Annotated in this window: 21 protein-coding genes, 1 tRNA gene and 1 pseudogene; 7 read left to right on the forward strand and 16 right to left on the reverse strand. The window is 72.8% G+C overall.

The window, feature by feature from the left end:
- Nucleotides 1-127 precede the first annotated feature (127 nt).
- Nucleotides 128-199: transfer RNA gene (locus tag ACZ5DC_RS09890), tRNA-Cys, on the forward strand.
- Between the two features lie 67 nt (nt 200-266).
- On the opposite strand, the gene ACZ5DC_RS09895 is transcribed toward ACZ5DC_RS09890, so the two are convergent.
- From ACZ5DC_RS09895 to ACZ5DC_RS09935, 9 genes are all read right to left on the reverse strand, one after another.
- Nucleotides 267-902 carry a hypothetical protein gene (locus ACZ5DC_RS09895; protein ID WP_468651132.1) on the reverse strand — a complete coding sequence of 212 codons (636 nt, stop codon included), beginning with the start codon at nt 900-902 and terminating at the stop codon, nt 267-269.
- Nucleotides 903-938: 36 nt separating this feature from the next.
- Complete coding sequence (locus ACZ5DC_RS09900; protein WP_468651134.1) at nt 939-2096, reverse strand: SUKH-4 family immunity protein; 1158 nt, start codon at nt 2094-2096, stop codon at nt 939-941.
- A 199-nt stretch (nt 2097-2295) separates the two neighbouring features.
- Nucleotides 2296-2424 (reverse strand): hypothetical protein, encoded by a 129-nt coding sequence (locus ACZ5DC_RS09905; RefSeq protein ID WP_268252813.1) that lies wholly within the window; start codon nt 2422-2424, stop codon nt 2296-2298.
- The gene (locus tag ACZ5DC_RS09910; RefSeq protein ID WP_366750316.1) at nt 2421-4730 is read right to left on the reverse strand and encodes a xanthine dehydrogenase family protein molybdopterin-binding subunit; all 2310 of its coding nucleotides are present in this window, start codon (nt 4728-4730) and stop codon (nt 2421-2423) included. Before ACZ5DC_RS09910 ends, ACZ5DC_RS09905 begins: the two co-directional genes overlap by 4 nt.
- Complete coding sequence (locus ACZ5DC_RS09915) at nt 4727-6769, reverse strand: 2Fe-2S iron-sulfur cluster-binding protein (RefSeq protein WP_468651137.1); 2043 nt, start codon at nt 6767-6769, stop codon at nt 4727-4729. The genes ACZ5DC_RS09910 and ACZ5DC_RS09915 overlap by 4 nt, the downstream gene beginning before the upstream one ends.
- Nucleotides 6766-7659 (reverse strand): FAD binding domain-containing protein, encoded by an 894-nt coding sequence (locus ACZ5DC_RS09920; protein WP_468651139.1) that lies wholly within the window; start codon nt 7657-7659, stop codon nt 6766-6768. Before ACZ5DC_RS09920 ends, ACZ5DC_RS09915 begins: the two co-directional genes overlap by 4 nt.
- Nucleotides 7660-7905: 246 nt before the next feature.
- On the reverse strand, nt 7906-9540 hold the full coding sequence (locus ACZ5DC_RS09925) for a beta-N-acetylhexosaminidase (RefSeq protein WP_468651141.1): 1635 nt from the start codon (nt 9538-9540) through the stop codon (nt 7906-7908).
- Between the two features lie 205 nt (nt 9541-9745).
- Entirely contained in the window at nt 9746-10033 is a 288-nt protein-coding gene (locus ACZ5DC_RS09930) for a DUF3039 domain-containing protein (protein WP_189294548.1), read from the reverse strand.
- A gap of 29 nt (nt 10034-10062) precedes the next feature.
- A complete protein-coding gene (locus ACZ5DC_RS09935) occupies nt 10063-10635 on the reverse strand; it encodes a YqgE/AlgH family protein (RefSeq protein ID WP_189294549.1) in 573 nt (190 codons plus the stop codon).
- A 278-nt stretch (nt 10636-10913) separates the two neighbouring features.
- Between ACZ5DC_RS09935 and murA the strand changes: the two genes are divergently transcribed.
- Complete coding sequence (gene murA, locus ACZ5DC_RS09940) at nt 10914-12254, forward strand: UDP-N-acetylglucosamine 1-carboxyvinyltransferase (protein ID WP_468651144.1); 1341 nt, start codon at nt 10914-10916, stop codon at nt 12252-12254.
- Nucleotides 12255-12423: 169 nt separating this feature from the next.
- Here the strand turns inward: murA and ACZ5DC_RS09945 are convergent, their stop codons facing one another.
- The 6 genes from ACZ5DC_RS09945 to ACZ5DC_RS09970 all read right to left on the reverse strand — a co-directional run bounded on the left by ACZ5DC_RS09945 (nt 12424) and on the right by ACZ5DC_RS09970 (nt 19460).
- Nucleotides 12424-12705: an HU family DNA-binding protein gene (locus ACZ5DC_RS09945; RefSeq protein WP_014673024.1), complete on the reverse strand. Its 282-nt coding sequence runs from the start codon at nt 12703-12705 to the stop codon at nt 12424-12426.
- A gap of 322 nt (nt 12706-13027) precedes the next feature.
- Nucleotides 13028-14443, reverse strand: a complete 1416-nt coding sequence (locus ACZ5DC_RS09950; protein WP_468651146.1) for an NAD-dependent malic enzyme — start codon at nt 14441-14443, stop codon at nt 13028-13030.
- A gap of 377 nt (nt 14444-14820) precedes the next feature.
- A complete protein-coding gene (locus ACZ5DC_RS09955; RefSeq protein ID WP_468651148.1) occupies nt 14821-17154 on the reverse strand; it encodes a HelD family protein in 2334 nt (777 codons plus the stop codon).
- Nucleotides 17155-17223: 69 nt separating this feature from the next.
- Nucleotides 17224-17991 (reverse strand): anti-sigma factor family protein, encoded by a 768-nt coding sequence (locus ACZ5DC_RS09960; protein ID WP_468651150.1) that lies wholly within the window; start codon nt 17989-17991, stop codon nt 17224-17226.
- 62 nt (nt 17992-18053) lie between these two features.
- On the reverse strand, nt 18054-18638 hold the full coding sequence (locus ACZ5DC_RS09965; RefSeq protein WP_009188888.1) for a sigma-70 family RNA polymerase sigma factor: 585 nt from the start codon (nt 18636-18638) through the stop codon (nt 18054-18056).
- Between the two features lie 228 nt (nt 18639-18866).
- Entirely contained in the window at nt 18867-19460 is a 594-nt protein-coding gene (locus ACZ5DC_RS09970; protein WP_468651153.1) for a CGNR zinc finger domain-containing protein, read from the reverse strand.
- 266 nt (nt 19461-19726) lie between these two features.
- Between ACZ5DC_RS09970 and ACZ5DC_RS09975 the strand changes: the two genes are divergently transcribed.
- Both ACZ5DC_RS09975 and ACZ5DC_RS09980 read left to right on the forward strand, forming a co-directional pair.
- Nucleotides 19727-21100 carry a nitrate/nitrite transporter gene (locus ACZ5DC_RS09975; protein WP_468651155.1) on the forward strand — a complete coding sequence of 458 codons (1374 nt, stop codon included), beginning with the start codon at nt 19727-19729 and terminating at the stop codon, nt 21098-21100.
- Between the two features lie 86 nt (nt 21101-21186).
- Complete coding sequence (locus ACZ5DC_RS09980) at nt 21187-22338, forward strand: uroporphyrinogen-III synthase (RefSeq protein ID WP_366754464.1); 1152 nt, start codon at nt 21187-21189, stop codon at nt 22336-22338.
- Between the two features lie 13 nt (nt 22339-22351).
- Here ACZ5DC_RS09980 and ACZ5DC_RS09985 read toward each other — a convergent pair whose 3' ends face one another.
- Nucleotides 22352-22654: an ATP-binding protein gene (locus ACZ5DC_RS09985; RefSeq protein WP_468651158.1), complete on the reverse strand. Its 303-nt coding sequence runs from the start codon at nt 22652-22654 to the stop codon at nt 22352-22354.
- Between ACZ5DC_RS09985 and ACZ5DC_RS09990 the strand changes: the two are divergent.
- The 3 genes and pseudogenes from ACZ5DC_RS09990 to ACZ5DC_RS10000 all read left to right on the forward strand — a co-directional run.
- Nucleotides 22647-22994, forward strand: a pseudogene (locus tag ACZ5DC_RS09990) (DUF5753 domain-containing protein); the annotation flags it as partial. The gene ACZ5DC_RS09985 and the pseudogene ACZ5DC_RS09990 sit on opposite strands and share 8 nt — an antisense overlap.
- Before the next feature lie 9 nt (nt 22995-23003).
- On the forward strand, nt 23004-23207 hold the full coding sequence (locus ACZ5DC_RS09995; protein ID WP_468651160.1) for a DUF397 domain-containing protein: 204 nt from the start codon (nt 23004-23006) through the stop codon (nt 23205-23207).
- 32 nt (nt 23208-23239) lie between these two features.
- Nucleotides 23240-23575 carry a hypothetical protein gene (locus ACZ5DC_RS10000; RefSeq protein WP_366754458.1) on the forward strand — a complete coding sequence of 112 codons (336 nt, stop codon included), beginning with the start codon at nt 23240-23242 and terminating at the stop codon, nt 23573-23575.

Raw genomic sequence — 23575 nt, forward strand, 5'->3', positions numbered from 1 at the left:
ACCCCCGCTAGGCCGTTGGTCGTACGTCCCGCCCCGCTTCATGAACGCCACATGGCAGTCCCGTTGCAGCGCCTCCGCTCCCCTTGAACCCCTCACGCCCCGCCCCGTACGTTCTTCTCACGAACACGGCCGTGTGCCCGAGTGGTTTAGGGACTCGCCTGCAAAGCGAGTTACGTGGGTTCGATTCCCGCCACGGCCTCTGATGTCCGAGCAGGCGAGAAAAGGGGCGGCACCCTCACGGATGCCGCCCCTTTCGCTCGTCCGTCTCAGTCATCGCCTGGCGATCGCCTCAGGTTCCGCGGATCCACGTCTTCCAGATCCTGGGGCTGCACGAAACCGTCACCGTCGGCAACTCCCGTCCGCTGCATCACATCGTTGACGTCGATCTCACGAAGAGACCCGTTTCGCGTGCGCTGCCAGTGCTTCCCCTCAGCGTCACGGAAGGCGATGCTGACGCCGACGACCTGCTCCATGACTCGCGCGGCATCGGGGGCCGCGTCCACATACGCGCTGGCGATCACGGGTCCGGGCGTGGGCGGGAGGATGACGCGATCTTGCCAGTGAATCGGGCGATCACTGAATTCGACCCAGACGAAGATCCTGACCTCGTAGACGGGCAGACGTGAGCTATTGACCAAGTGAATGTCGGGAAAGAAGTCCTCACGCCTGTAGGCCATGCTGGTCGCCAAGAGGTCCGGGCGGTTCCTGCCGAAAGGGCGACCGACCCAGACCGCCACACTGGACGCCTGATCCGCCTGCTGCTGACGTTGTTGCTGGCGATCCCGGTCACGCTCCACTCGGATCATGTGAAACGCAGCGCGCGCTCCGTAGACCGCGGCTGCCAGTGCCGCCCACGTCCCCGCGGCGCCGACCCACGCGGCGAGATCCGCACTTGACGGCATCAGCCCTCCGTCGGAAAGGGAAGCATCCCGCGGGTGTCAGAACACCCCGCCCGTCTCGTCATGGAACAGGTTCGTCCAGTAGTGCCAGGTCGTTTCCGGGGCGGTGCCCGTCGGGTCGATCGCGTGGAGGGTGCCGATCATCAGGGCGACCAGGTGGTCGTAGGCGTGGGTGGACAGTTCGTGGCCCAGGTGGGCGTCGATCGTGCGCTCGTGGTGGATGAGCCACAGGGTGACGGCCAGGGTGGAGACGTCGCTGTTGAGGGGGTGCAGGGCCGCCTCGGGCTCGCTGAAGGTGAGGACCGCGCCCGTCCGGCCGTCGACCACCAGGCTGGTGTCCTCCAGGAGGTGGCCGAGGCGGATCAGGTGGTCGCAGTGGGCCGGGAGCTCGGCGAGGGGGTACTCGGGACGTTCCTGGGTGAAGTACTCGCGGAGCGTGGGGAGCGGGACGTCCGTGTCGGCGTGGAAGAGGACCGCCTTCTCCGGCAGTCCCGTCTCGCTCAGGAAGCGGCGGGTCGGCTCGTGGGTGAGCGTCTTCGGGAAGTCGACCTCCTCGAAGCGGACCACCCTGCCGTGCCCGAACTGCTGGTCCAGGACGCGCGCGGGGACGTCCAGGGTGAGGCCCGATGCCGTGCCGGGGCCGGCGATGAGGGAGAGCGGGCGGATCAGGGCCGCCGCCTTCCAGTACGCCGGGACCTCGCCGTCCGTGCCCTCCTCGAAGAGGGTGAGCAGCCGGCGGGAGGCCTCGGTGACGGTCCCGGGGCCGTACTGTCCCGCCAGGGAGGCGAACCGGCCGCGCAACCCCGCCAGTTCCTCGGTGACCGCGGCGAAGCGCAGCAGCGTGTTCAGGGAGGGCGCGAAGGGGCGCGGCTCGGACGGGTCGAAGAGGTAGGCCGTCGTCAGCTCGCCCGTGGCGCCGTCGAGCAGGATCGACCGGCGCTCCAGGCCGGCCGGGGTGAGCAGTTCGCCTATGACCAGGCGTCCGCGCAGTTCCTCCGCCAGGTGGAAGGGGCCGTCGGCGGCGTCGGCGAGGGTGCGCAGGCCGTGCGTGCGCAGCGGGGAGAAGGTCAGCAGGGTGCTCTCCGCGGGCAGTCCGGCGCCCGTGAGGAGGCCGCGCGTCGGCGCGTGCGTGACGTAGCGGTCCAGTTCCGCCTCGCTCAGCGTGATCGCCGGAACCTCGGCGTCCGTCGTGCTCATCGCTCCCCCGCGATCTCCCGGTGCGTGGCAGGTCCGCGTACCCCGTCGTACGCCGCCCGCGGGCAGGTGCCCCCCACTGCCGAGCACATTACGCCGCCCCACTGACAACGGCCTTCACGAGGAAGGACGCCCGGCGAGCCGGGACCGTTGCGCGTGCGCGGAAAAGAGCGGGACCGCTCCGTTCGCCGGGCCGGACCCCTCAGGTGAAGTAGATCCCGCCCAGGACCACGGCCAGTGCCGCGACCACGAACAGCAGGATCCACAGGAACAACTTGCCCACGCCGGGCGCGGGTTCGTAGCGCGGCTCCTCGGGCGGCGGTGTGCTCACCGGTCCGTCACCACCGCCGCCTGCGGGCGGATCGGGAGGCGGTTGACCGGGCGGCCGGTGGCGGCGCGGACGGCGGAGGCGATGGCCGCCGGGGCCGTCACCACGGGCACGGCGCTGACGGACTTGGCGCCGAAGGGGGCCACCACGTCCCGTTCCTCCACCAGTTTGACGATCCGGATGTCGGGGGCGTCCAGGGCGGTCGGCAGGGCGTAGCCGGTCAGGTCGGGATGGCGGACGAGGCCGCGGGGCGTGCGGAGGTTCTCGGTGAGGGCGATGCCCACGCCCTGGGTGACGCCCGCCTCGATGCGCGCGGCCAGCTGGGCCGGGTTGAGCACCCGGCCCACGTCCTGGGCGACCGCCAGCTCCACGACCCGGACCGAGCCCAGCTCGACGTCGACGTCCACCACCGCGCGGATCGCGCAGAAGGCGAGGCCCACGAAGGCGTCGCCCTGTCCGGCGGCGTCCAGGGGCTCGGTCGGATGCGGGCGGCACTGGGCGGTGGCCCACAGCTCCTTGCCCTCCATCGCCTCCGCGACGGTGGTCGACAGCACGCCGTCGTACGAGGTGATCTTGCCGTCCGTGATCTGGAGCAGTTCGGTGGACATGCCGAACTTGTGCGCCAGGGGCTGGAGGAGCTGTGTGCGGACCATCTTGGCCGCCCGCTCCACCGCGCCGCCGGACACCCAGGTGTGCCGGCCCCGGCAGCCCGCGCCGGCCGGCGGCTGGTCGGTGTCGACGGGGGCGACGTGGACCTCCTCCACGCCGAGGGTCTCCTGGACGATCTGCCGGGCCAGGGTGGTGAAGCCCTGGCCGGTCTCCACGGCCGCGCACAGCACGGTCGCGATGCCGTCGTGGACCTTGACCGTCGCGGTCGACACCTCGTCGGCGCCCTCCGCGCCGAGCATGTGCACCATGCCCAGGCCGTAGCCGACGCCCCGGCGCACCGCGCCGGGCTCGCCCGCGCCCTCGGGGCCGCCGGGCAGCAGCCACTCCTCCTCGGGGGTGTCCTTGGGCAGCGCCGGGAGCGGGAAGTCCCGGACCGCCTGGAGGAGTTCGGCGACCGGGGCCGGGCAGGTCACGGTCTGGCCGATCGGGAGGACGTCTCCGGTGGCGAGGGCGTTGCGCAGGCGCAGTTCGGCCGGGTCGAGGCCCAGTTTCTTCGCCAGCTTGTCCATCTGCGCCTCGTAGGCGGCGCACACCTGCATGGCGCCCTCGCCGCGCACGTGGCCGGAGGGCGGGTTGTTGGTGCGGACGGCCCAGCCCTCGATGAAGGCGTTGGGGACGACGTACGGGCCGCACGCGAAGGAGACGGCGGCGGCCAGGGCGTCGGAGGACGTGTCGGCGTACGCGCCCGCGTCCAGCAGGATCTGCGCCTCGACCTTCACCAGCCGGCCCTCGGCGTCGGCGTGGTGGCGGTAGCGCAGCAGCGTCGGGTGCCGGTGGGCGTGGCCGAGGAAGGACTCCTCGCGGGTCGCCGTCAGCTTCACCGGGCAGCCGGTCTTCAGGGCGAGCAGGCCGAGCGGGAGCTGGAAGCCCTGGTCCTCGCGGTCGGCCGTGGCGCCGGGCACCCCGGTGACGACGATCTTCACCCGGTCGGGGGACAGGCCGTAGCAGGCGGCGGCGGTGTTGCGGTCGGTGTGCGGGTCGGTGGAGGCCAGGTACAGCTCCACCCCGCCGTCCGGACGCGGTACGGCGAGACCGGCCTCGGCGCCGATCGGGGCCGGGTCCTGGCGGCCGATGCGGTACAGGCCCTCGACCACCACCTCGCCGGCCGCCTCCGGGTCGCCGTGGTGCAGCGGGATGTGCCGGATCAGGTTGCCGTCGGGGTGCAACGGCTCGGCCTCGAAAGCCTGTTCCGGGTCGGTGACCGGGTCCAGCACCTCGTACTCGACGATGACGGCGGCCGCGGCCATGCGCGCGGTGTCCGGGTGGTCGGCGGCCACGGCCGCGATGGGCTCGCCGTGGTGGCGCACGACCTCGGAGGCGAACACCGGCCGGTCGGGTGTGCCCCGGCCGTGGCGCGGGGTGCCGGGCACGTCCTCGTGGGTGACGACCGCGCGGACGCCGGGCATCTCGCGCGCGTGGGTGGTGTCGATGGAGACGATGCGCGCGTGCGCGTGCGGGGAGCGCAGCACGGCCGCCCACAGCAGGCCCTCGGCCCACAGGTCGGCCGCGTACGGGAAGGTGCCCTCGGTCTTGGCGCGGGCGTCGGCGTGCGGCAGGGAGGCGCCGAGGCCGTGCGGCGGCTCCTCGGCCACGGGGGCGGGTTCCGCGGCGGTGGTCGCGGTGCCGGCTTCGTTGCTCACGCCTGGCCTCCGTCCTGGCCGTAGTGCTGGTCGTGCGGTCCCGGCGGCGTGCCGTACGGGTCCGGTGCGTCGTACGTGTCCGGTCCGCCGTACGCGTCGGGCGTGTCGTACGCGTCCGGCGTCCCGTACGGGTCGGGCGTCTCGTGCGTGTCCTGTCGCCGCGGGGGGTCGAACGCGCCGGGCGCCTCGAAGGCCGACGGGTGGACGCCTCCGGAGCCGGGGCCGGCCTGGTGCGGGATGCGGGCCTCGTCCGTGTCCGTCGCGGGGCCGGCGTGGGCCGCCTCCCGCTCGGCGACGACCTCCTTGACGGCCTCCAGGACGCCCCGGTAGCCCGAGCACCGGCACAGGTTGCCGCACAGGGCCTGCCGGGTCTCCAGCTCGGTCGGCGCGGGGTTGCCCTCCAGCAGGTCGTGCACGGTCATCGCCATGCCGGGCACGCAGAACCCGCACTGCACGGCTCCGCAGCGGGCGAGCGCGCGCTGCACGTCGGAGGGCCGGCCGTCCTCGGCCAGTCCCTCGACCGTGCGCACCTCGCTGCCGGCCGCGGTGACCGCCGGGACCAGGCAGGAGGCCACCAGGCGGCCGTCGACCTGCACGTTGCAGGCGCCGCACTCGCCCTGCGAGCAGCCGTCCTTGGCGCCCGCGAGGCCGAGCCGCTCGCGCAGCACGTACAGCAGCGACTCGCCGATCCAGGCGTCGGTGACCGGGCGGTCGGTGCCGTTGACGCGCAGGACGTAGGAGGCGAGCGGGTGGTCGTCGTGCGGCGGGAGCGGTACGGCGGCCCCCTCGGCGTCCTCCGCGGCCTCGGTGCCTTCGGCAGGGGTGTCAGGCGCGGGCGCGTCGACCGCACCCTCGGGTGCGGCTGCCGGCGGGGAGTCGGGCGTGTCGGGGGCCGTGGAGGCGGCTGGGTCCGCCGGTGCCTCCGCCTCGTCCGCGTCCGGCGCCGTGGCGGGCTCCGGCGCGGTCGCCGAGCCCGCGGGGTCCGCGGGGTCCGCCGGGGCGTCAGCGGGGCGTTCAGGGGCCTCGGCGGCGCCCTGGACGTCGCCTTCCGGCGCCGTGGCGGGCTCGGCCGGCTCGTGCGCCGGCGGAGCCGACTCGTGCGCGGGCGGGGCCGGTTCGGCGGGCGCGGCGGGAGCGTCCGTGGCGCCGGGCGTGTCGGCGTCGGGGGCACCGGCGTGACCGTCGTCCTGGCGCGCGGCTCCGTCGTGGCCAGCCTCGTCCTGACCGACGTGCACGTGACCGGCGTCCGGGTGACCGGCTCCGTCGTGGCCGCCCTCGTCGTGGTGACCGGCCCCGGCGTGGCCGCCCTGCGCGCGACCGCCCGGACCGTGCCCGTGCCCGTCCTGCGGAACGTACGCCTCCGCGGCGCCGTACCCGTCCTGCGCGCCGTACGTCTGCTCGGTGCCGTACGCCTCCTCGGGCCCGTACCCGCCGTACGCGTCCGGAGCTCCGGGCGCCGGGGCGTCCACCGGCTCGCCCCCGGAGGGGTACGCGTGGCCCGTGCCGTCCGTCGCCCAGGGGGCCGGCGCGCCGCCGGGCAGTGTGGCGGGCGGTGCGGCGCCCCACTGCCCGGCCAGCGAGGACGTGGTGAACTCGCCCGACTCGTCGGGGAGGTCGCCCCCGGCGACGGGGATGGACCACTGCCCGGTGACGTCGTGCCCCGGGGCGGCCGGCGCCGCCGGCTCCTCGTAGGTCCAGTGCTGGGTGGCGGCGGGCTGGTAGGTGAACCGGTCGTCCCCGGCGTGCGGCGGGGCCGGGGTGGCGTTCGGGTCGGGCCACGGGCCGCCGCCGTCGGGCGCGGGCCAGGTGCCAGGGGCGCCGTCGGTGTGCGTGCCGTCGGTGTGCGCGGCCGTGATCCGCGGCGGCACGTAGCCGTGTCCGGGCGCGGCCAGCGGGCTGTCGCCGGACAGCAGGGCGTCGATGCCGCCCTCGGGGAGCTTGACGAAGGCGGTGGCGCCGTCGTCGTAGTCGCCCTGGGGCAGCGGGTCCCAGCGTCCGCCGCCCTGGGGCGTGCCCTCTCCGTGCTGGTCGTCGGTCACGACAGCGCCCTCCCCAGTGCTCGTCGGGCCAGCGCGGCGACAGTGCGCCGCAGGTGCAGTACGGCGGGCGGAAGCGGGGTCACCGAGCCGTCGGGCTCGGGGGCCGGGTCCGGGATGCAGGCCGCGGCGACGTACTCGCCGAAGGCGTGCAGGGCCTCCGGGACGAGGGCGCGGTCGTTGTCCCAGTCGATCAGCTGGGCGACCCACTGCTCGGCCTCCAGCGGCCGCAGCGGCATCGGCGCTATGGCTCCGACGGCGCAGCGCACGCCGCGCCGGGCCGGGTCGAGGACGAGCGCCACGGAGGCGAGCGCGCGGCCCGGTCCGGTGCGTCCGGTCGCCTTCAGGAAGACCTGCGGGGCGTGCAGCAGTGGTACGCGCACGTAGCCGATGAGTTCGCCGCCGCGCAGCATCTCCACGCCGGCCAGCAGGTGCGACACCGGGATCTCCCGGCGGGCTCCGCCCGGGCCCGCGATGATCAGGGTCGCTTCCAGGGCGGCCAGCACCGGCAGCGCGTCCCCGGTGGGGGCGGCGGAGGCGATGTTGCCGCCCAGGGTGCCCGCGTTGCGGATGTGCGGCGGGCCCGCGGCGCGCGCGGCGGCGGCGAGCGCCGGGATCAGGGCCGCGAAGTCGGGGCGGCCCATGCGCGCGTGCGTGAGGCCCGCGCCGAGCAGCGCGTGGCCGTCCTGGTACTGCCAGCCGCGGATCTCGCTGATCCGGCCGAGGCCCACCAGCGCGGCGGGCCTGAGCTGGCCGGAGTTGACGGCGGCCATCAGGTCGGTGCCGCCCGCCACGGGGACGGCGGTGGGCATGGCGGCCAGGGCCGCCACGGCCTCCTCCAGTGTCGTGGGCAAGGTGACGGCCTGCGCCGTCTGCGGTGCGTGCGTGGTCAAACCGGCTGCCCCTTCCCGCTGCCCCACCTGGTCCCGCCTGTGTTGCCGTACGGTACGTGCTGACAGGGCGGACGACGCAACTCTGGCACATCTTCGCGACGCCCGGACGCAGGGGTCCGCTAGGAGGCATTCGCCCACCCCACCAGGGTGGTGGCCGTTTTCGCACGGCATCGCCGGTGTGCACGGAATGCCACTCTTCGGTGATGCTGCCGGGGTTTCTGCCCGTCCGGGGCCGGCCCCGCGCTGTCACCTGTTCGGGGGCGGCCCCTCGATCGGGCGGCCGGGCACGCCGGGGCGCTTCTGCCACGGGCGGGGTCCGGCCGGCGGCCGGTAGGCGACGCCGAGCGCGTCAAGTCGCCGGTAGTGGGCGGCCATCCGGCGTTCGAAGCCGGCGTAGTCCCGGTCCGCGGGGGCCGGCAGCGGGCTCCAGGCGACCTCGGCGAAGGCGGCGAGCCGGGGGAAGGCCTGGTAGTCCACGCGCGCGGCGTCCTCCAGCACCTCGGTCCACACGTTGGCCTGGGTGCCCAGCACGTGCCGGGCCTCCTCGCCGGTGAGCCCGTCCGGCACGGGCTCAAAGCGGTAGACGTCCTCCAGGGTGCGCACGAAGCCGATCGGCACGGGCTCGTCCTCGCCCGGGGCCTGACGGTGGTCCAGGTAGACGTACTGCTCGGGGCACATGACCACGTCGTGGCCGGCCCGCGCGGCGGCGACGCCGCCGCCGTAGCCGCGCCAGGACGAGACGGCGGCGCCGGGCGCGAGACCGCCCTCCAGGATCTCGTCCCAGCCGATGAGGCGGCGCCCGCGCGCGGCGAGCCAGGCGTCGAAGTGCCCGATGAACCAGGACTGCAACTCGTTCTCGTCGGCGAGGCCGAGGTCCGTGATCCGCGTCTTGGCGGTGACGGACTCGGTCCACTGCTCCTTGCGGCACTCGTCGCCGCCTACGTGGACGAACTCCGAGAACGCGGCGGCGTCCGCGGGGAACAGCTCCAGGACCTCCTCGAACACGCCCTCGTAGAACCGCAGGGTGGCGTCGGTCGGGGCCAACACGTTGGCCGAGATGCCCCAGTTGTCCCAGACGGCAAGGGCGGTGGTGTCGATGACGTCGGTGTTGCCGAGTTCGGGGTACGCGGCGATGGCGGCCTGCGAGTGGCCCGGCACGTCGATCTCGGGGACGACGGCGATGTGCCGCTCGGCGGCGTAGGCGACGATCTCGCGGATGTCGTCCTGGGTGTAGTAGCCGCCGTGGGGCTTCTCCTCCCACAGCGGTGAGGCCCGGTGGCCGAACTTCGTGCGCGTGCGCCAGGAGGCGATCTCGGTCAGCCGCGGGTAGCGCTTGATCTCGATGCGCCAGCCCTGGTCGTCCGTCAGGTGCAGGTGCAGGACGTTGAGTTTGTGCGCGGCCATCAGGTCCAGGTAGCGCAGCACGCCCTCCTTGGGCATGAAGTGCCGGGCGACGTCGAGGAGCAGCCCGCGCCAGCGGAACCGGGGGGCGTCCTCGATGACCTGGTACGGGACGCCGGGGGCGGTGTCCGGGCGCACCGGGGCGCGCCGGAAGGCGTCGGGGCCGAGCAGCTGGCGCAGGGTCTGCGCGCCCCAGAACACGCCTGCGGGCCCGCCGCCGCGGATCTCCACGCCCCCGTCGCCGGCGGTGAGCCGGTACGCCTCCGGTTCGAGCGTGTCGTCCAGCAGCAGCCGTACGCCGTCGCGGGCGTCCCGGGGCCCGGGGCGCAGCGGCAGGCCCAGGGCCGCGCCGAGGGTGGCGCGCAGCCAGCGTTCGCTGCTTTCGGTGCCCTCGCCGGCCCACAGGGTGGTGCCGGGCCCGAAGGGTACGGCGGACCCCTGCCGGTCCTGGATCGCGCGCGGCGCCGGAATCAGTTCCACGACATCAGCCCCTCCCGGCGTCGCGCCTCACGCGACGCTCGTGCCGCCCGCTCCACGGGTACTCCGTCGCCCCGAAGGCTAGGCACTGCGCGAGGAGCCCACAAGAGGTCTGGACCAGTTGGCGGCCGGGGAACGCGAAGATCCCCGGGACGCGCCGCACGCGCGCCCCGGGGACCTCACCGTCCGCGGGCGGAGGGGGCGCGGCCTACTTGTCGCCGCCCTTGCCCTTGCCCTCGTCGCCGCCGCTGCCCATGGACTCGTAGATCTCCTTGCACATGGGACAGACGGGGTACTTCTTCGGGTCGCGGCCCGGCACCCAGACCTTGCCGCACAGCGCCACGACGGGGGTGCCGTCGAGGGCGCTCGCCATGATCTTGTCCTTCTGGACGTAGTGGGCGAAGCGCTCGTGGTCGCCGTCGCCGTGGGACACCTGTGGCGTCGGCTCTACGAGGGTCCCCGTACCAGTCCCGCGCTCGGGCTCAAGAGTGCTCATACCAGCAAGGGTACTGAAGCTCGCAGGCATCAGTTGAGCGACGGGTCGTCCGGGTACGTGGCCACCATCGCCAGCTCGTTGCGCTGGCGCCGCAGCACTTCGCGCCAGAGTCTCTCCGGGGCCGGGGAGGACACGTCGCCCGGCTCGGACTCCACGACGTACCAGGCGCCCTCCGCCAGCTCGTCCTCCAGCTGGCCCGGGCCCCAGCCGGCGTACCCGGCGAAGATCCGCAGGGAGCCGACGGCGGAGGCCAGCAGCTCCGGCGGCGCCTCCAGGTCGACCAGTCCGATCGCGCCGTGCACCCGCCGCCAGCCGAGCGGCGCGCCGTCCCCGTTCGCGCCGCCGGGGATCACGGCGACGCCGAGCGCCGAGTCCAGCGAGACGGGGCCGCCCTGGAAGACGACGCCGGGCTCGCCGGCGAGGTCGGCCCAGTCCTCCAGGATGTCGCCGACGCCCACCGGGGTGGGCCGGTTGAGGACGACACCGAGGGAGCCCTCCTCGTCGTGGTCGAGAAGGAGCACCACCGCACGGTCGAAGTTCGGGTCCGCCAGGGCGGGGGTGGCCACGAGCAGCCGCCCTGTGAGCGAGGACACCTCGGTCATGCCAGACATGATCCCGCATCTTCCCCCGGTGTGGGGAGCCAATCGGGGGCACGGGAGTGAAGGCAGCTCAGGGCGTACGGGAGCGACCCCGGCGCACGTCCCCGCGCCGGTGACCCCATGTGCCCGGCAGGGAACGGTTCGTGTTGTGACACAGCTATGACGCGGCTGGGCGGTCCGTGGACTTACGGGCGGGGGGTGATCGGCGATTACCCTGTCTTCCCGGCCCGTGCGCACAGTGATCGGCCGGCCCCTGACCAACTCATCGGAACGCGAGATTCATGACCGTCAACGACGATGTCCTGCTTGTCCACGGCGGAACCCCGCTGGAGGGCGAGATCCGTGTCCGCGGTGCGAAGAACCTCGTGCCGAAGGCCATGGTCGCCGCCCTGCTGGGCAGCGAACCGAGCAGACTGCGCAATGTTCCGGACATCCGTGACGTGCGGGTCGTCCGCGGCCTGCTCCAGCTGCACGGGGTGACGGTCCGCCCGGGCGATGAGCCCGGCGAGCTGGTGCTCGACCCGACGCGGGTCGAGAGCGCCAACGTGGCTGACATCGATGCCCACGCGGGTTCCAGCCGCATCCCGATCCTCTTCTGCGGCCCGCTGCTGCACCGCCTCGGCCACGCCTTCATCCCGGGCCTCGGCGGCTGCGACATCGGCGGCCGGCCCATCGACTTCCACTTCGACGTGCTGCGGCAGTTCGGCGCGACCATCGAGAAGCGGGCCGACGGGCAGTACCTGGAGGCCCCGCAGCGGCTGCGCGGCACGAAGATCCGGCTGCCGTACCCGTCCGTGGGCGCGACCGAGCAGGTGCTGCTGACGGCCGTACTGGCCGAAGGCGTCACGGAGTTGTCCAACGCGGCCGTCGAGCCGGAGATCGAGGACCTCATCTGCGTGCTGCAGAAGATGGGCGCGATCATCGCGATGGACACCGACCGCACGATCCGCATCACCGGTGTGGAGAAGCTCGGCGGGTACGCCCACCGCGCCCTGCCGGACCGCCTCGAAGCCGCCTCCTGGGCCTCCGCGGCGCTCGCGACCAACGGCAACATCTACGTCCGCGGCGCCCAGCAGCGCTCGATGATGACGTTCCTGAACACCTACCGGAAGGTGGGCGGCGCCTTCGAGATCGACGACGAGGGCATCCGGTTCTGGCACCCGGGCGGCCAGCTGAAGTCGATCGCGCTGGAGACGGACGTGCACCCCGGTTTCCAGACCGACTGGCAGCAGCCGCTGGTGGTGGCCCTGACCCAGGCCACGGGCCTGTCCATCATCCACGAGACGGTCTACGAGTCCCGCCTCGGCTTCACCTCCGCGCTGAACCAGATGGGCGCCCACATCCAGCTCTACCGCGAGTGCCTGGGCGGCTCCGCCTGCCGCTTCGGCGCGCGCAACTTCCTGCACTCCGCGGTCGTCTCGGGCCCCACCAAGCTCCAGGGCGCCGACCTGGTCATCCCCGACCTGCGCGGCGGCTTCTCGTACCTCATCGCGGCCCTGGCGGCCGAGGGCACGTCCCGCGTCCACGGCATCGACCTGATCAACCGCGGCTACGAGAACTTCATGGAGAAGCTCATGGAACTCGGCGCGAAGGTCGAGCTGCCGGGCAAGGCGCTCGGCTAGCCTCCACGCACGACGAATGGGCGGCCCCCTCCAGGCGGCAGGGGGCCGCCCTTCGAGCGCGGCTGGGTTTCCGTACGGCGATGGGGCGGCCCCGGTGTTCCGGGTGCCGCCCCATCGCCGTTGTTTCAGAAGGTCCCCGCGCCGTCCCGTCGGCACAGGGAAGGCAAGGTCACTTGCCCTTCGCCGCTTCCTTGAGCTTGGAGCCCGCGGTGACCTTCACGCTGAAGCCGGCCGGGATGTTGATGGGCTCGCCGGTCTGCGGGTTGCGCGCGGTGCGAGCGGCACGGTGGGTGCGCTCGAAGGTCAGGAAGCCGGGGATGGTGACCTTCTCGTCGCCCTTGGCGACGATCTCGCCGACGGTCTCGGCGAACGCGGCCAGCACGGCGTCGGCGTCCTTGCGGGTCACCTCGGCGCGGTCGGCCAGCGCGGCCACCAGCTCACTGCGGTTCATGTTGTTACTCCCGTATTTTTCTTGCCGTTGGGGTGTGCCACGCGGCGGAGCCGCCCGAGGCACTGCGATGCCGATGCGCTCGCGCCCTTGGGGGTGCCCCCTGGGACGAAGTCCCTGGGGGAGCATCCTGCCCCTACCTGCGGCGGGAAAGCCAATCCGGCACCCGTAGGAGTCGTGAGAACACCCTGGGGAGTCGCACGAAAAGCGCCTGCTCGGCCGTCACCCTAGAGCGCACCCGGCATCGCGGGGTTCCACGACGCGCCGGTGCGGGGGGCCGCCGTGGTGATGCTCACAGCCCCCAGCACAGTACGCCACGCCCTGATCAGACGGTCGCCCCGGCCGCCTTCGCGGCCTCGCGGACCGCTCCGGCGACCGCGCCCGCGACCTTGTCGTTGAAGACGCTCGGGACGATGTAGTTCGGGTTCAGCTCGTCCTCGGTCACCACGTCGGCGAGGGCCTTCGCGGCGGCGAGCATCATCTCGGTGTTGACCGTGCGGGACTGGGCGTCCAGCAGGCCGCGGAAGACGCCCGGGAAGACGAGCACGTTGTTGATCTGGTTCGGGAAGTCGGAGCGGCCGGTGGCCACGACGGCCGCGGTCTGCCGGGCGACCGCCGGGTCGACCTCGGGGTCCGGGTTCGCGAGCGCGAACACGATGGCGCCCTCGGCCATGGCGGCCACGTCGGCGCCGTCCAGGACGTTCGGGGCGGAGACGCCGATGAAGACGTCGGCGTCGCGCACGGCCTCCTTCAGGGTGCCGGTGAGGCCCTCGGGGTTGGTGTTGTCGGCGATCCAGCGCAGCGCCGAGTCGGCCGGGGCGTTCACCAGGTCCTCGCGGCCGGCGTGCACGACCCCGTGGATGTCGGCGACGACGGCGTTCTTCACGCCGGCGGCGATCAGCAGCTTGAGGATGGCCGTGCCGGCCGCGCCGGCGCCGGACATGACGACCCGGATGTTCTCGATCGCCTTGCTGGTGACGCGCAGGGCGTTGGTCAGCGCGGCGAGCACGACGATGGCGGTGCCGTGCTGGTCGTCGTGGAAGACGGGGATGTCGAGGGCCTCGCGCAGCCGGGCCTCGATCTCGAAGCAGCGCGGCGCGGAGATGTCCTCCAGGTTGATGCCGGCGAAGCCGGGGGCGATCGCCTTGACGATCTCCACGATGGCGTCGGTGTCCTGGGTGTCCAGGCAGATCGGCCAGGCGTCGATGCCGGCGAAGCGCTTGAAGAGGGCCGCCTTGCCCTCCATGACGGGCAGCGCGGCCTTGGGACCGATGTTGCCGAGGCCGAGCACGGCGGAGCCGTCCGTCACGACCGCAACGGAGTTGCGCTTGATGGTGAGGCGGCGGGCGTCCTCGGGGTTCTCGGCGATGGCCATGCAGACCCGGGCCACACCGGGCGTGTAGACCATGGAGAGGTCGTCACGGTTGCGGATGGGGTGCTTCGACGCCATCTCGATCTTGCCGCCGAGGTGCATGAGGAACGTACGGTCCGAGACCTTGCCCAGCGTGACGCCCTCGATGCCGCGCAGCTTCTCGACGATCTCCTCGGCGTGGGCCGTCGAGGTGGCCGCGATGGTGACGTCGATGCGGAGCTTCTCGTGGCCGGACGCGGTGACGTCGAGGCCGGTCACCGAGCCTCCGGAGGACTCCACGGCGGTGGTGAGCTGCGAGACGGCGGTTCCGCTCGCGGGCACCTCCAGCCGGATCGTCATCGAGTAGGAGACGCTGGGCGCCGTTGCCATGGCCGACTTCCTCTGCTTTCACCGTGTCGCTAGTTGTGCCGTCCGATCGTCGCACCTACCGCCGAGTACGTGGTACTCGCCCCGGGTTACGGACGTTGTGTTCACGCGGGGTTCCCCGGCAGGTATCGATTTCGGAAAACGACTTCCACCATACGAGAATCGATCAGCCGGGGAAAGAGGCCCGCGGGGCAAAGAAAGAGACCCACGTCACTGTGGTGACGTGGGTCTCTCACACGCTATGACACCGACCCGCCATGCTCGCCTCGCGGCAAGTGGTCCCTCTGAGGGACGAAGGTTGGGCCCGGGGGCTTGGATCGGGCCGGTGCCACACCAAGGCTAACAAACGGATCCCGTAAGGCCATTCCCGGACCGCGGGTTCAGTCCCTGAGCAGGTCCGGGACACCCGCCGCGTCCGGTTCGTCCCGCTCCCCCGACACCACCGTCAGCTGCTGGGTGGCCCGGGTCAGCGCCACGTACAGCACGCGCAGGCCGGCCGGCGACTCGTCGGCGATCTCCGCGGGCGAGACGACGACCGTCGCGTCGTACTCCAGGCCCTTGGCCTCCAGGCTGCCCAGGGCCACCACCCGGTCGCCGAGCCCGGCCAGCCAGCGCCGCGCCTCCTCGCGCCGGTTCATCGCGACGACCACGCCGACCGTGCCGTCCACCAGGGCGAGCAGCCGCTCGGCCTCCGCGCGCGCGGTCTTCTCCAGCGAGTCGCGCACGACCGTGAAGCGCGGCTCGACACCGGTGGACCGTACGGCCGACGGGGCCTCGGAGCCGGGCATGGCGAGCGCCAGCACCCGGGCGGCCAGCTCGGCGATCTCGGCCGGGTTGCGGTAGTTCACGGTGAGCTGGAAGCGGCGCCGGGGCCGGGTGCCGAGGGCCTCGTCACGGGCCTCGGCCGCCTCCTCCGGGTCGGACCAGGAGGACTGCGCCGGGTCGCCGACGACCGTCCAGGTGGCGTGCCGGCCGCGGCGGCCGACCATGCGCCACTGCATCGGCGTGAGGTCCTGCGCCTCGTCCACGATGACGTGCGCGTACTCGGTGCGCTCCTGTGCCAGCCGCTCGGCCCGCTCCCGCTGCGACTCCTCGCGCACCGGCATCAGCTCCTCCAGGCCGGTGAGCTGGTCCAGCGGGTCCAGCTCGCGCTTCCTGCGCGGCCGGGCCGGGGCGCCGAGGATCGCCTGGAGCTCGTCGAGCATGGCGACGTCGTGCACGGAGTACCCCTCCCGCCTGAGCGAGCGGGCGACCTTGCGGACCTCCCCGGGGTTGAGGACCCGCCGGGCCCAGCGGCCGAGCCGCTTCTCGTCGGCCATGGCGGCGAGCACGGCCTTCGGGGTCAGCTCGGGCCACCAGGCGTCGAGGAACGCGAGGAAGGAGTCCTCGCCGCTGACGTCCTCGTCGAAGGAGGAGCGCAGTTCGGCGGCCAGCTCCGGGTCGGTGTGCCGGGCGGCGGCGCCCGAGCGGTCCCACAGGGCGTCCAGGAGCAGCTTGCGGGCGCGCGGGCGGAGCAGGTTGACGGGTGCGGTGCCGCCGAGGGCGGTACGGCGGATACGTTCCAGCTCGTCGGCCTCCAGTTCCAGCCGGCGCCCGAAGGCGACGACCCGGAGCCGGGCGGGCGGGCCGGTGACGGTGTCGCCCTCCGCGGCGGCCGGCCCCAGCTCCAGGGCGCCCCGGGCGGCCTTGCGCAGCACCTTCAGCATCCGGTACGAGCCCTTGGCGCGGGCCACGGCCGGGGAGTCGTACAGCGTGGCCTGCGCGCCGTCGACCAGAGAGCCGATCGCGCGGATCGCGACCTGGCCCTCCTCGCCGAGCGAGGGCAGCACGCCCTCGGTGTAGGCGACGAGCAGCGGGGTCGGGGAGACGATGAGGATGCCGCCCGCGTAGCGTCTGCGGTCCTGGTAGAGCAGGTAGGCCGCGCGGTGCAGGGCGACGGCGGTCTTGCCGGTGCCCGGACCGCCCTCCACGTAGGTGATGGAGGCCGCGGGGGCCCGGATGACCATGTCCTGCTCGGCCTGGATGGACGAGACGATGTCCCGCATGGTGTGGCCGCGGGCCTGGCCGAGCGCGGCCATCAGGGCGCCGTCGCCGATGACGGGCAGTCGGCCGCCGTCGAGGAAGGCCGTCAGCTCGGGCCGCATCAGGTCGTCCTCCACGCCGAGGACCCGGCGGCCCTTGGAGCGGATGACCCGGCGCCGCACCACTCGTCCCGGCTCCACGGGGGTGGCCCGGTAGAAGGGGGCGGCGGCGGGGGCGCGCCAGTCGATGACCAGCGGCGAGTAGTCCTGGTCCAGGACGCCGATGCGGCCGATGTGCAGCGTCTCGGCGATGTCGGCGGTGTTGTCCGGCCGCACGGCCCCCTCGGCCGGCTCGACCGCCGTGTAGGCCCCGTCGGGCCCCTTCTTGCCGTCCTTGCCGGGCAGCAGGTCGATCCGCCCGAAGAGGAAGTCCTCGAACTCGTTGTTGAGCCGGTTGAGGTGGATGCCGGCCCGGAAGACCTGGGCGTCCCGTTCGGCGAGCGCGCCCGGCGTGCCCACCTGGCCGCGCTTGGCCGCGTCGTGCATCAGGAACTCGGCCTCGTGGATCTTCTCCTCCAGGCGCTGGTACACCCGGTCCAGGTGTTCCTGCTCGACGCTGATCTCACGGTCGCGGACGGAATCGGGTGCGTCCTGTACCGAGCCGACCGCGGACTGCTGAACCTGAGCGGCCACCGGGCCCCCTTCTGACGTGCTGGGCAGCCGTCAACCGTACGCGAAGGGGGCCCGTGGAAGCTACGTCGGCTACGCCTCCACCTGGACGAGCTTCTTGCCCTCGAACGTCACCACCTCGAAGTGGTCGATCTCGTTGGGCTGGAAGGCGGCGGCCCCGCCGATGTAGAGCGGTTGCTTCGACTGCTCGGTCTTGGCGTCCGGGACGCCGTATCCCCAGTCCGGCACGGACCACGACGACATGGTCACGCGCTGCCCGTTCTTGGCGACGAGCACCAGGGAGCACTTCAGCGGGCCCTTGACGTTCTTCAGCTCCAGGACCGCCTGGGTGCCCCAGTCCTTACCCGCCATGGCGACGGTGGCGCTGACGTGGGTCGACGCGTCCGTGGCGGACTTCTTGTCGGACATGGTCCGGAAGGTCGCCTGGGCCGGCGTCGCGGTGACCTGCCCGCCGCCGTCCGAGCCGCCGTTCACCGCCACCGCGGCCAGCGGTCCGGCGATGATCAGCGCTGCCGCCGCGGCGATCATGTAGAAGCCGCGCCGGCGCTTCTGGGCGCGCTTCTCGGCGACCTCGTCGACCAGCTTCTCCACCAGCCGCGGAGTGGGTCTGGCCGACAGCGACTCGCCGATCGCGGGCGTGCTGCCGGAGCCCGGCAGGTCCGCGAGCGCGGCCAGCATCGGCTCCATCCCGGCCAGCTCGTCCAGTTGCTGGGCGCACCACTCGCAGCCGGCGAGGTGCGCCTCGAAAGCGGTCGCCTCGGCGTCGTCGAGGATCCCGAGGGCGTAGGCGCCGACGGTCTCGTGCTCGCTCGGCACCGAAGATCCCTGACTGGGGCTCATGGGCCCAGACATACCCGGACCACCCGGTCCGAATCCCTGCATCCCCCCGTACCCGCTGCTCATCACGCCGTCACCCCCCGCTCCTCCAGTGCCAGCTTCATCGACCGCAGGGCGTAGAACACCCGGGAACGTACCGTTCCGCTCGGTATGCCCAGTGTTTCGGCCGCCTCATTGACGGTACGCCCCTTGAAGTACGTCTCGACGAGCACCTCCCGGTGGGCCGGGGTCAGGTCGTCGAGCGCGTCCGACAGCGTCATCAGCCACAGCGCCTTGTCGATCTCGTCCTCCGCGGGGATGACCTCCAGCGGCGACGGATCGACCTCCTGCGGCCGGGCCTGCCGGCTGCGGTGGCCGTCGATGACGATGCGGCGCGCGACCGTCACCAGCCAGGGGCGTACCGAACCGGTCGCCCGATTGAGCTGACCGGCGTTCTTCCAGGCACGGATGAGCGTTTCCTGTACGACGTCCTCGGCGCGCTGCCGGTCACCGGCGACCAGCCGCAGGACATACGCGAGCAGGGGTCCGGCGTGCTCCCGGTACAGCGCACGCATCAGCTCCTCATCCGGCTCCGAGGGCTGTGAGGACATGCGATGTCGGGCCCTCGCTCCACGTTCATTGGCCACGGCCGCATCCTTGCGCACGCCCACCTCCGGTGTCCGGGGGTTCCCCCAGTCGGTCGCTCGCCCACCCGTACGGACGGGGGCGGCCCGGTGTTCAAACCGGAGTGACAGATTTCTTGAGGCTGACGTGACGAGCGGGACATGCGCGCACATTCCCACCGCTCGATCTTCACATCTCCGACACGCGGTCGAGGCCGCCGGAAGATTCCCGTGTACGGGGCACCCAAACCCGGTGTTGCAGAAATCACTTCACCCTCAGGCCCGCGCCAGCGCCGCCCGCCGCCGGTGCCGGGCGACCCGCTCCCGGTTGCCGCACGCCTCGCTGGAACACCAGCGCCGGCGCCGGCCGCGGGAGGTGTCCAGGTACAGCAGGGGGCAGTCGTCCCCCTCGCACTGCCGTACGGCCGCCCGCGCGACGGGGTCGGTGAGCAACTCGACGGCGTCCCGGGCGACCAGGGCGAGCAGCGCGGCGGAGCCGGGCGGCCCGGCCAACTCCCGCACCAGCCCGCCCCCTTCCACGGGCACGGCGACGGGCGCGGGGGTCGCACCGAGGGCCAGCTCGTTCACGCGCCCGAGCGCCCGCCCGTAGGACGCCGGGTCCCCTAGGCCCGGCCCGCGCACCAACACCCGTACGCATCCGCGCAGTTCCCGGAACCCGCTCAGCCAGGAGGCGTCGGCGTGACCGAGCGCCGTACCGTCGGGCACGAGCCCGGCACGCCCGATCCACGCGCACAGCGCGCCGACGCCGTCCAGCCGTTCGCCCGGATGCGTGGTCGCGAGGAGGTCCAGGCACACCCGTCCGGCGTCGAACCGCGGCGCGGGCGCGGAGGGGGCGCTACCGAGTGCCATGGGACAGTCACCGCCTGGGCAGAACCGTGCGGGGTCTCCCCCACAGTGCCCGCGCGGAGGGGACACCGGAACCCCTTGCGCCACGCTCGCGGTGGGCTCCCGGGGAACCCCGGGCCGCAGGGGTGCCTCACCGGCTGTTCCCCCGCCGAGTGAGAGCAACGTTCCCCCACGGTCACCCGCAGCCACAGGACGGAAACGCGTCCTGCCTACCTTCGGGCTGAGTCAGCGGTCGGCAGACCGAGCAGCCGGAGCACCGTGGAGGCGTGATGACAGGCCCAGCCCCAACCCGTCGCAGTGGCCGCTGGATCGAGCGCTGGGATCCGGAGGACGAGGCGTTCTGGCGGGCGACCGGGGAGCGGACCGCCCGCCGCAACCTCTGGTTCTCCGTCCTGTCCGAGCACGTCGGCTTCTCCGTGTGGACCCTGTGGTCGGTCCTGGTGCTGTTCATGGGCCCGGAGTACGGCCTGACGCCCGCCGACAAGTTCCTGCTGACGTCGGTGGTCACGCTGGTCGGCGCCGTGGTCCGGGTGCCGTACACCTTCGCCGTGGCCGTCTTCGGCGGCCGCAACTGGACGATCGTCTCGGCGAGCCTGCTGCTGGTCCCGACCGTCGCCGCGTTCGTGGTGATGGAGCCGGGGACGTCGTACTCCACCTTCCTCCTGGTGGGCCTGCTGGCCGGCATCGGCGGCGGCAACTTCGCCTCCTCCATGACCAACATCAACGCCTTCTTCCCGCTCAGGGAGAAGGGCTGGGCGCTCGGTCTCAACGCGGGCGGCGGCAACATCGGCGTCCCCGTCATCCAGCTCGTCGCCCTCGCCGTCATCGGCGCGAGCGGCGGCCCGCGCGTACTGCTCGGCATCTACATCCCGCTGATCGTCGTGACCGCCGTGCTCGCCGCGCTGTTCATGGACAACCTGTCCTCGGTGAGGAACGACACCGGCGCGGCCAAGGACGCCGCCCGGGACGCCCACACCTGGATCATGTCCGTGCTCTACATCGGCACCTTCGGCTCCTTCATCGGCTACAGCTTCGCCTTCGGCCAGGTGCTGACGAACGGGTTCGGCCGGACGCCCCTCCAGGCGGCGTACCTCACCTTCATCGGCCCGCTGCTCGGCTCCCTCGTCCGCCCCCTCGGCGGCCGGCTCGCCGACCGCTACGGCGGCGCCCGCATCACCCTGTGGAACTACGTCGGCATGGCCGCCGCCACCGCCGTCCTCATCGTGGCCGGCATGCGCGAGTCGCTGCCGCTGTTCGTGTCCGTCTTCGTCGTCCTGTTCGTGCTCAGCGGGCTCGGCAACGGCTCGACGTTCAAGATGATCCCCGGCATCTTCCACGCCAAGGCGCTGGCCGAGGGTCTGGAGGGCGAGGCGGCGGTCGCCCACGGCCGGCGGCTGTCCGGCGCCTCCATGGGCCTGATCGGCGCGGTCGGCGCGCTCGGCGGTGTCGGCATCAACCTGGCCTTCCGCCAGTCCTTCCTCTCCTACGGCTCCGGCACCGGCGCGTTCGTCGCCTTCCTCGCCTACTACGGTGTCTGCTTCGTGGTCACCTGGGCCGTATACCTTCGCCGTACGGCGGCGCGGGTCCCGGCCACGGCCTCCGCATCGGAGGCGAAGGCCCGGCTCGGCTATGCCGAGGTGTGACGTAACACCGGTGACATCGAGCGGAACCGAGCCTGTCACGCATCGTTGACAGGCTCGGTCGGCGCGCCGGTCAGCCAGGAGGGCCCATGTACGACGAAGAACAGCATCCCGAGCACGGCCCCCTCGCCGGGTTCACCGTGGGCGTGACCGCCGCGCGCCGGGCCGAGGAGCTGGGCGCCCTGCTCCAGCGGCGCGGCGCCACCGTCGTGCACGCCCCCGCCCTGCGGATCGTGCCGCTCGCGGACGACGGCGAACTGCTCGCCGCCACGCGGGAGATCATCGACCGGGCGCCGGACGTCGTGGTCGCCACCACGGCGATCGGCTTCCGGGGCTGGGTCGAGGCCGCGGACGGCTGGGGCCTCGGCGAACAGCTGCTGGGCCGGCTGCGCGGGGTCCGCCTGCTGGCCCGCGGCCCCAAGGTGAAGGGCGCGATCCGCGCGGCGGGCCTCACCGAGGAATGGTCGCCGTCCTCGGAGTCCCTGGCCGAGGTCCTGGACCGTCTCCTGGAGGAGGGCGTCGACGGCGACCGCGTCGCCGTGCAGCTCCACGGCGAGCCACTGCCCGGCTTCGTGGAGTCGCTGCGGGCCGCCGGGGCGGACGTGGTGCCCGTCCCGGTGTACCGCTGGATGCCCCCCGAGGACCTCGGCCCGCTCGACCGCCTCCTGGACGCTGCCGTCACCCGTGGCGTGGACGCCCTGACCTTCACCAGCGCCCCCGCCGCGGCCTCCCTCCTCTCCCGCGCGGAGGACCGCGGCCTGCTGGACGACCTGCTGTCCGCCCTGGCCCACGACGTCCTCCCGGCCTGCGTCGGCCCGGTCACCGCGATCCCCCTCCAGGCCCGCGGGGTGGACACGGTCCAGCCGGAACGCTTCCGCCTCGGCCCCCTGGTCCAGCTCCTGTGCCAGGAACTCCCGGCCCGTGCCCGGTCCCTGCCCGTCGCCGGGCACCGGGTGGAGATCCGCGGTCACGCGGTCCTGGTCGACGGCGACCTCAAGCCGGTCCCCCCGGCCGGCATGTCCCTGCTGCGCGCCCTGGCCCGCCGCCCCGGCTGGGTCGTCCCCCGCGCCGACCTCCTGCGCGCCCTCCCCGGCGCGGGCCGCGACGAACACGCCGTCGAGACGGCGATGGCCCGCCTCCGCACGGCCCTCGGCGCACCGAAGCTGATCCAGACGGTGGTGAAGCGGGGTTACCGCCTGGCCCTGGACCCGGCGGCGGACGCGAAGTACGCGGACGCGTGAGGGGTTGCGCCGCTCAGCCGACACCGGCCGCTCCCTGACCGCCCACCTCGAACCACAGCAGTTTCCCCGCGCCCCGGTCCAGCGGGCTGTCCGCCAGGGACAGGCCGCCCCAGGAGTCGGCGTACTCCTGCACGAGGTGCAGTCCGCGCCCTGCCTCGGCGTCCACCGGAGCCGCCGGAACACGGTCCCAGGGGGGATCCCCGAAAGGCGCCGGGACGCGCGGGTGGCTGTCCCAGACGCCGACCCGCAGCCGGCCGTCCGCGAGGGCGGTGACCCGGAGGGAGGCGGGGCCGGCGGTGTGCCGGTAGGCGATCATCCACGAATCGGCGCTCCACATGAACTTCGGTGGCCCTGCCGTAGCCCGGGGTCAGCTCAAGCACCTGCTCGACATGAGCGAACTCCCGCACATCACCGTTCGCGTCATCACCTTCGGAGCGGACGACTTCCCGACCACCGGTCAGCCCTTCGACTATGTCGAGGGCCCCGTCCCACAGCTCGACACCGTTCAATTGGACTCGCATCACGGCGCCTGTGAATTCATCGACGCCGAGGCCCCGCTGAACAAGTACCGGGCCGTGCTGAACCGGATGGAGTCCTGCGCGCTCGATCCCGCCGAGACGCGCGACTTCATCCATCGCCGCATCCAGAACCTGTAAGGAGAAGCTATGCCGACCCTCCACTGGCGGAAGTCCACCTACAGCTCCGACGGATCGAACTGCGTCGAGATAGCCACCACCCCCACCACCGTCCACATCCGCGACTCCAAGACCCCCACCGCCCGCCACCTCACCCTCGCCCCCTCGACCTGGGCGGACTTCCTTCCCCACCTCCGGGCGGGCCAAGGCTCTGGAACTGCTCAAGTGGTTTGAAGACGGCGGCTTGCGGCGTTCACCCTGGTCGTATGAAGGGATTCGCGGGGTTCGGCAGGAAGCAGGATCTGGTGCTGGTGATCCGGGACTCGGACCTGGTCGGCGCGGCGCTGCGGGAGGCGTTGGACGGGGCTTCGGAGGAGGAGCGCGCGGGGCTGGAGCGGGCCGTCGCGCTCGTCGGGGCCACCGCCGGCGCCAGTGAGGGACGGCTGCGTGCCGACTGGGTCCGCGCCCGGCTGGCCGACGTCGGCTTCACCGGGGACATCGCCTCCGTCGCCGCCGTCAAGGCACTGCGCCAGGCCGAGCCGGGCCTGAGCCTGCTGGCGGCGGTGCAGTTGCAGAAGGACGCCGTGACCCACCAGGAGTAG

This window comes from Streptomyces sp. NPDC031445 (assembly GCF_055581365.1).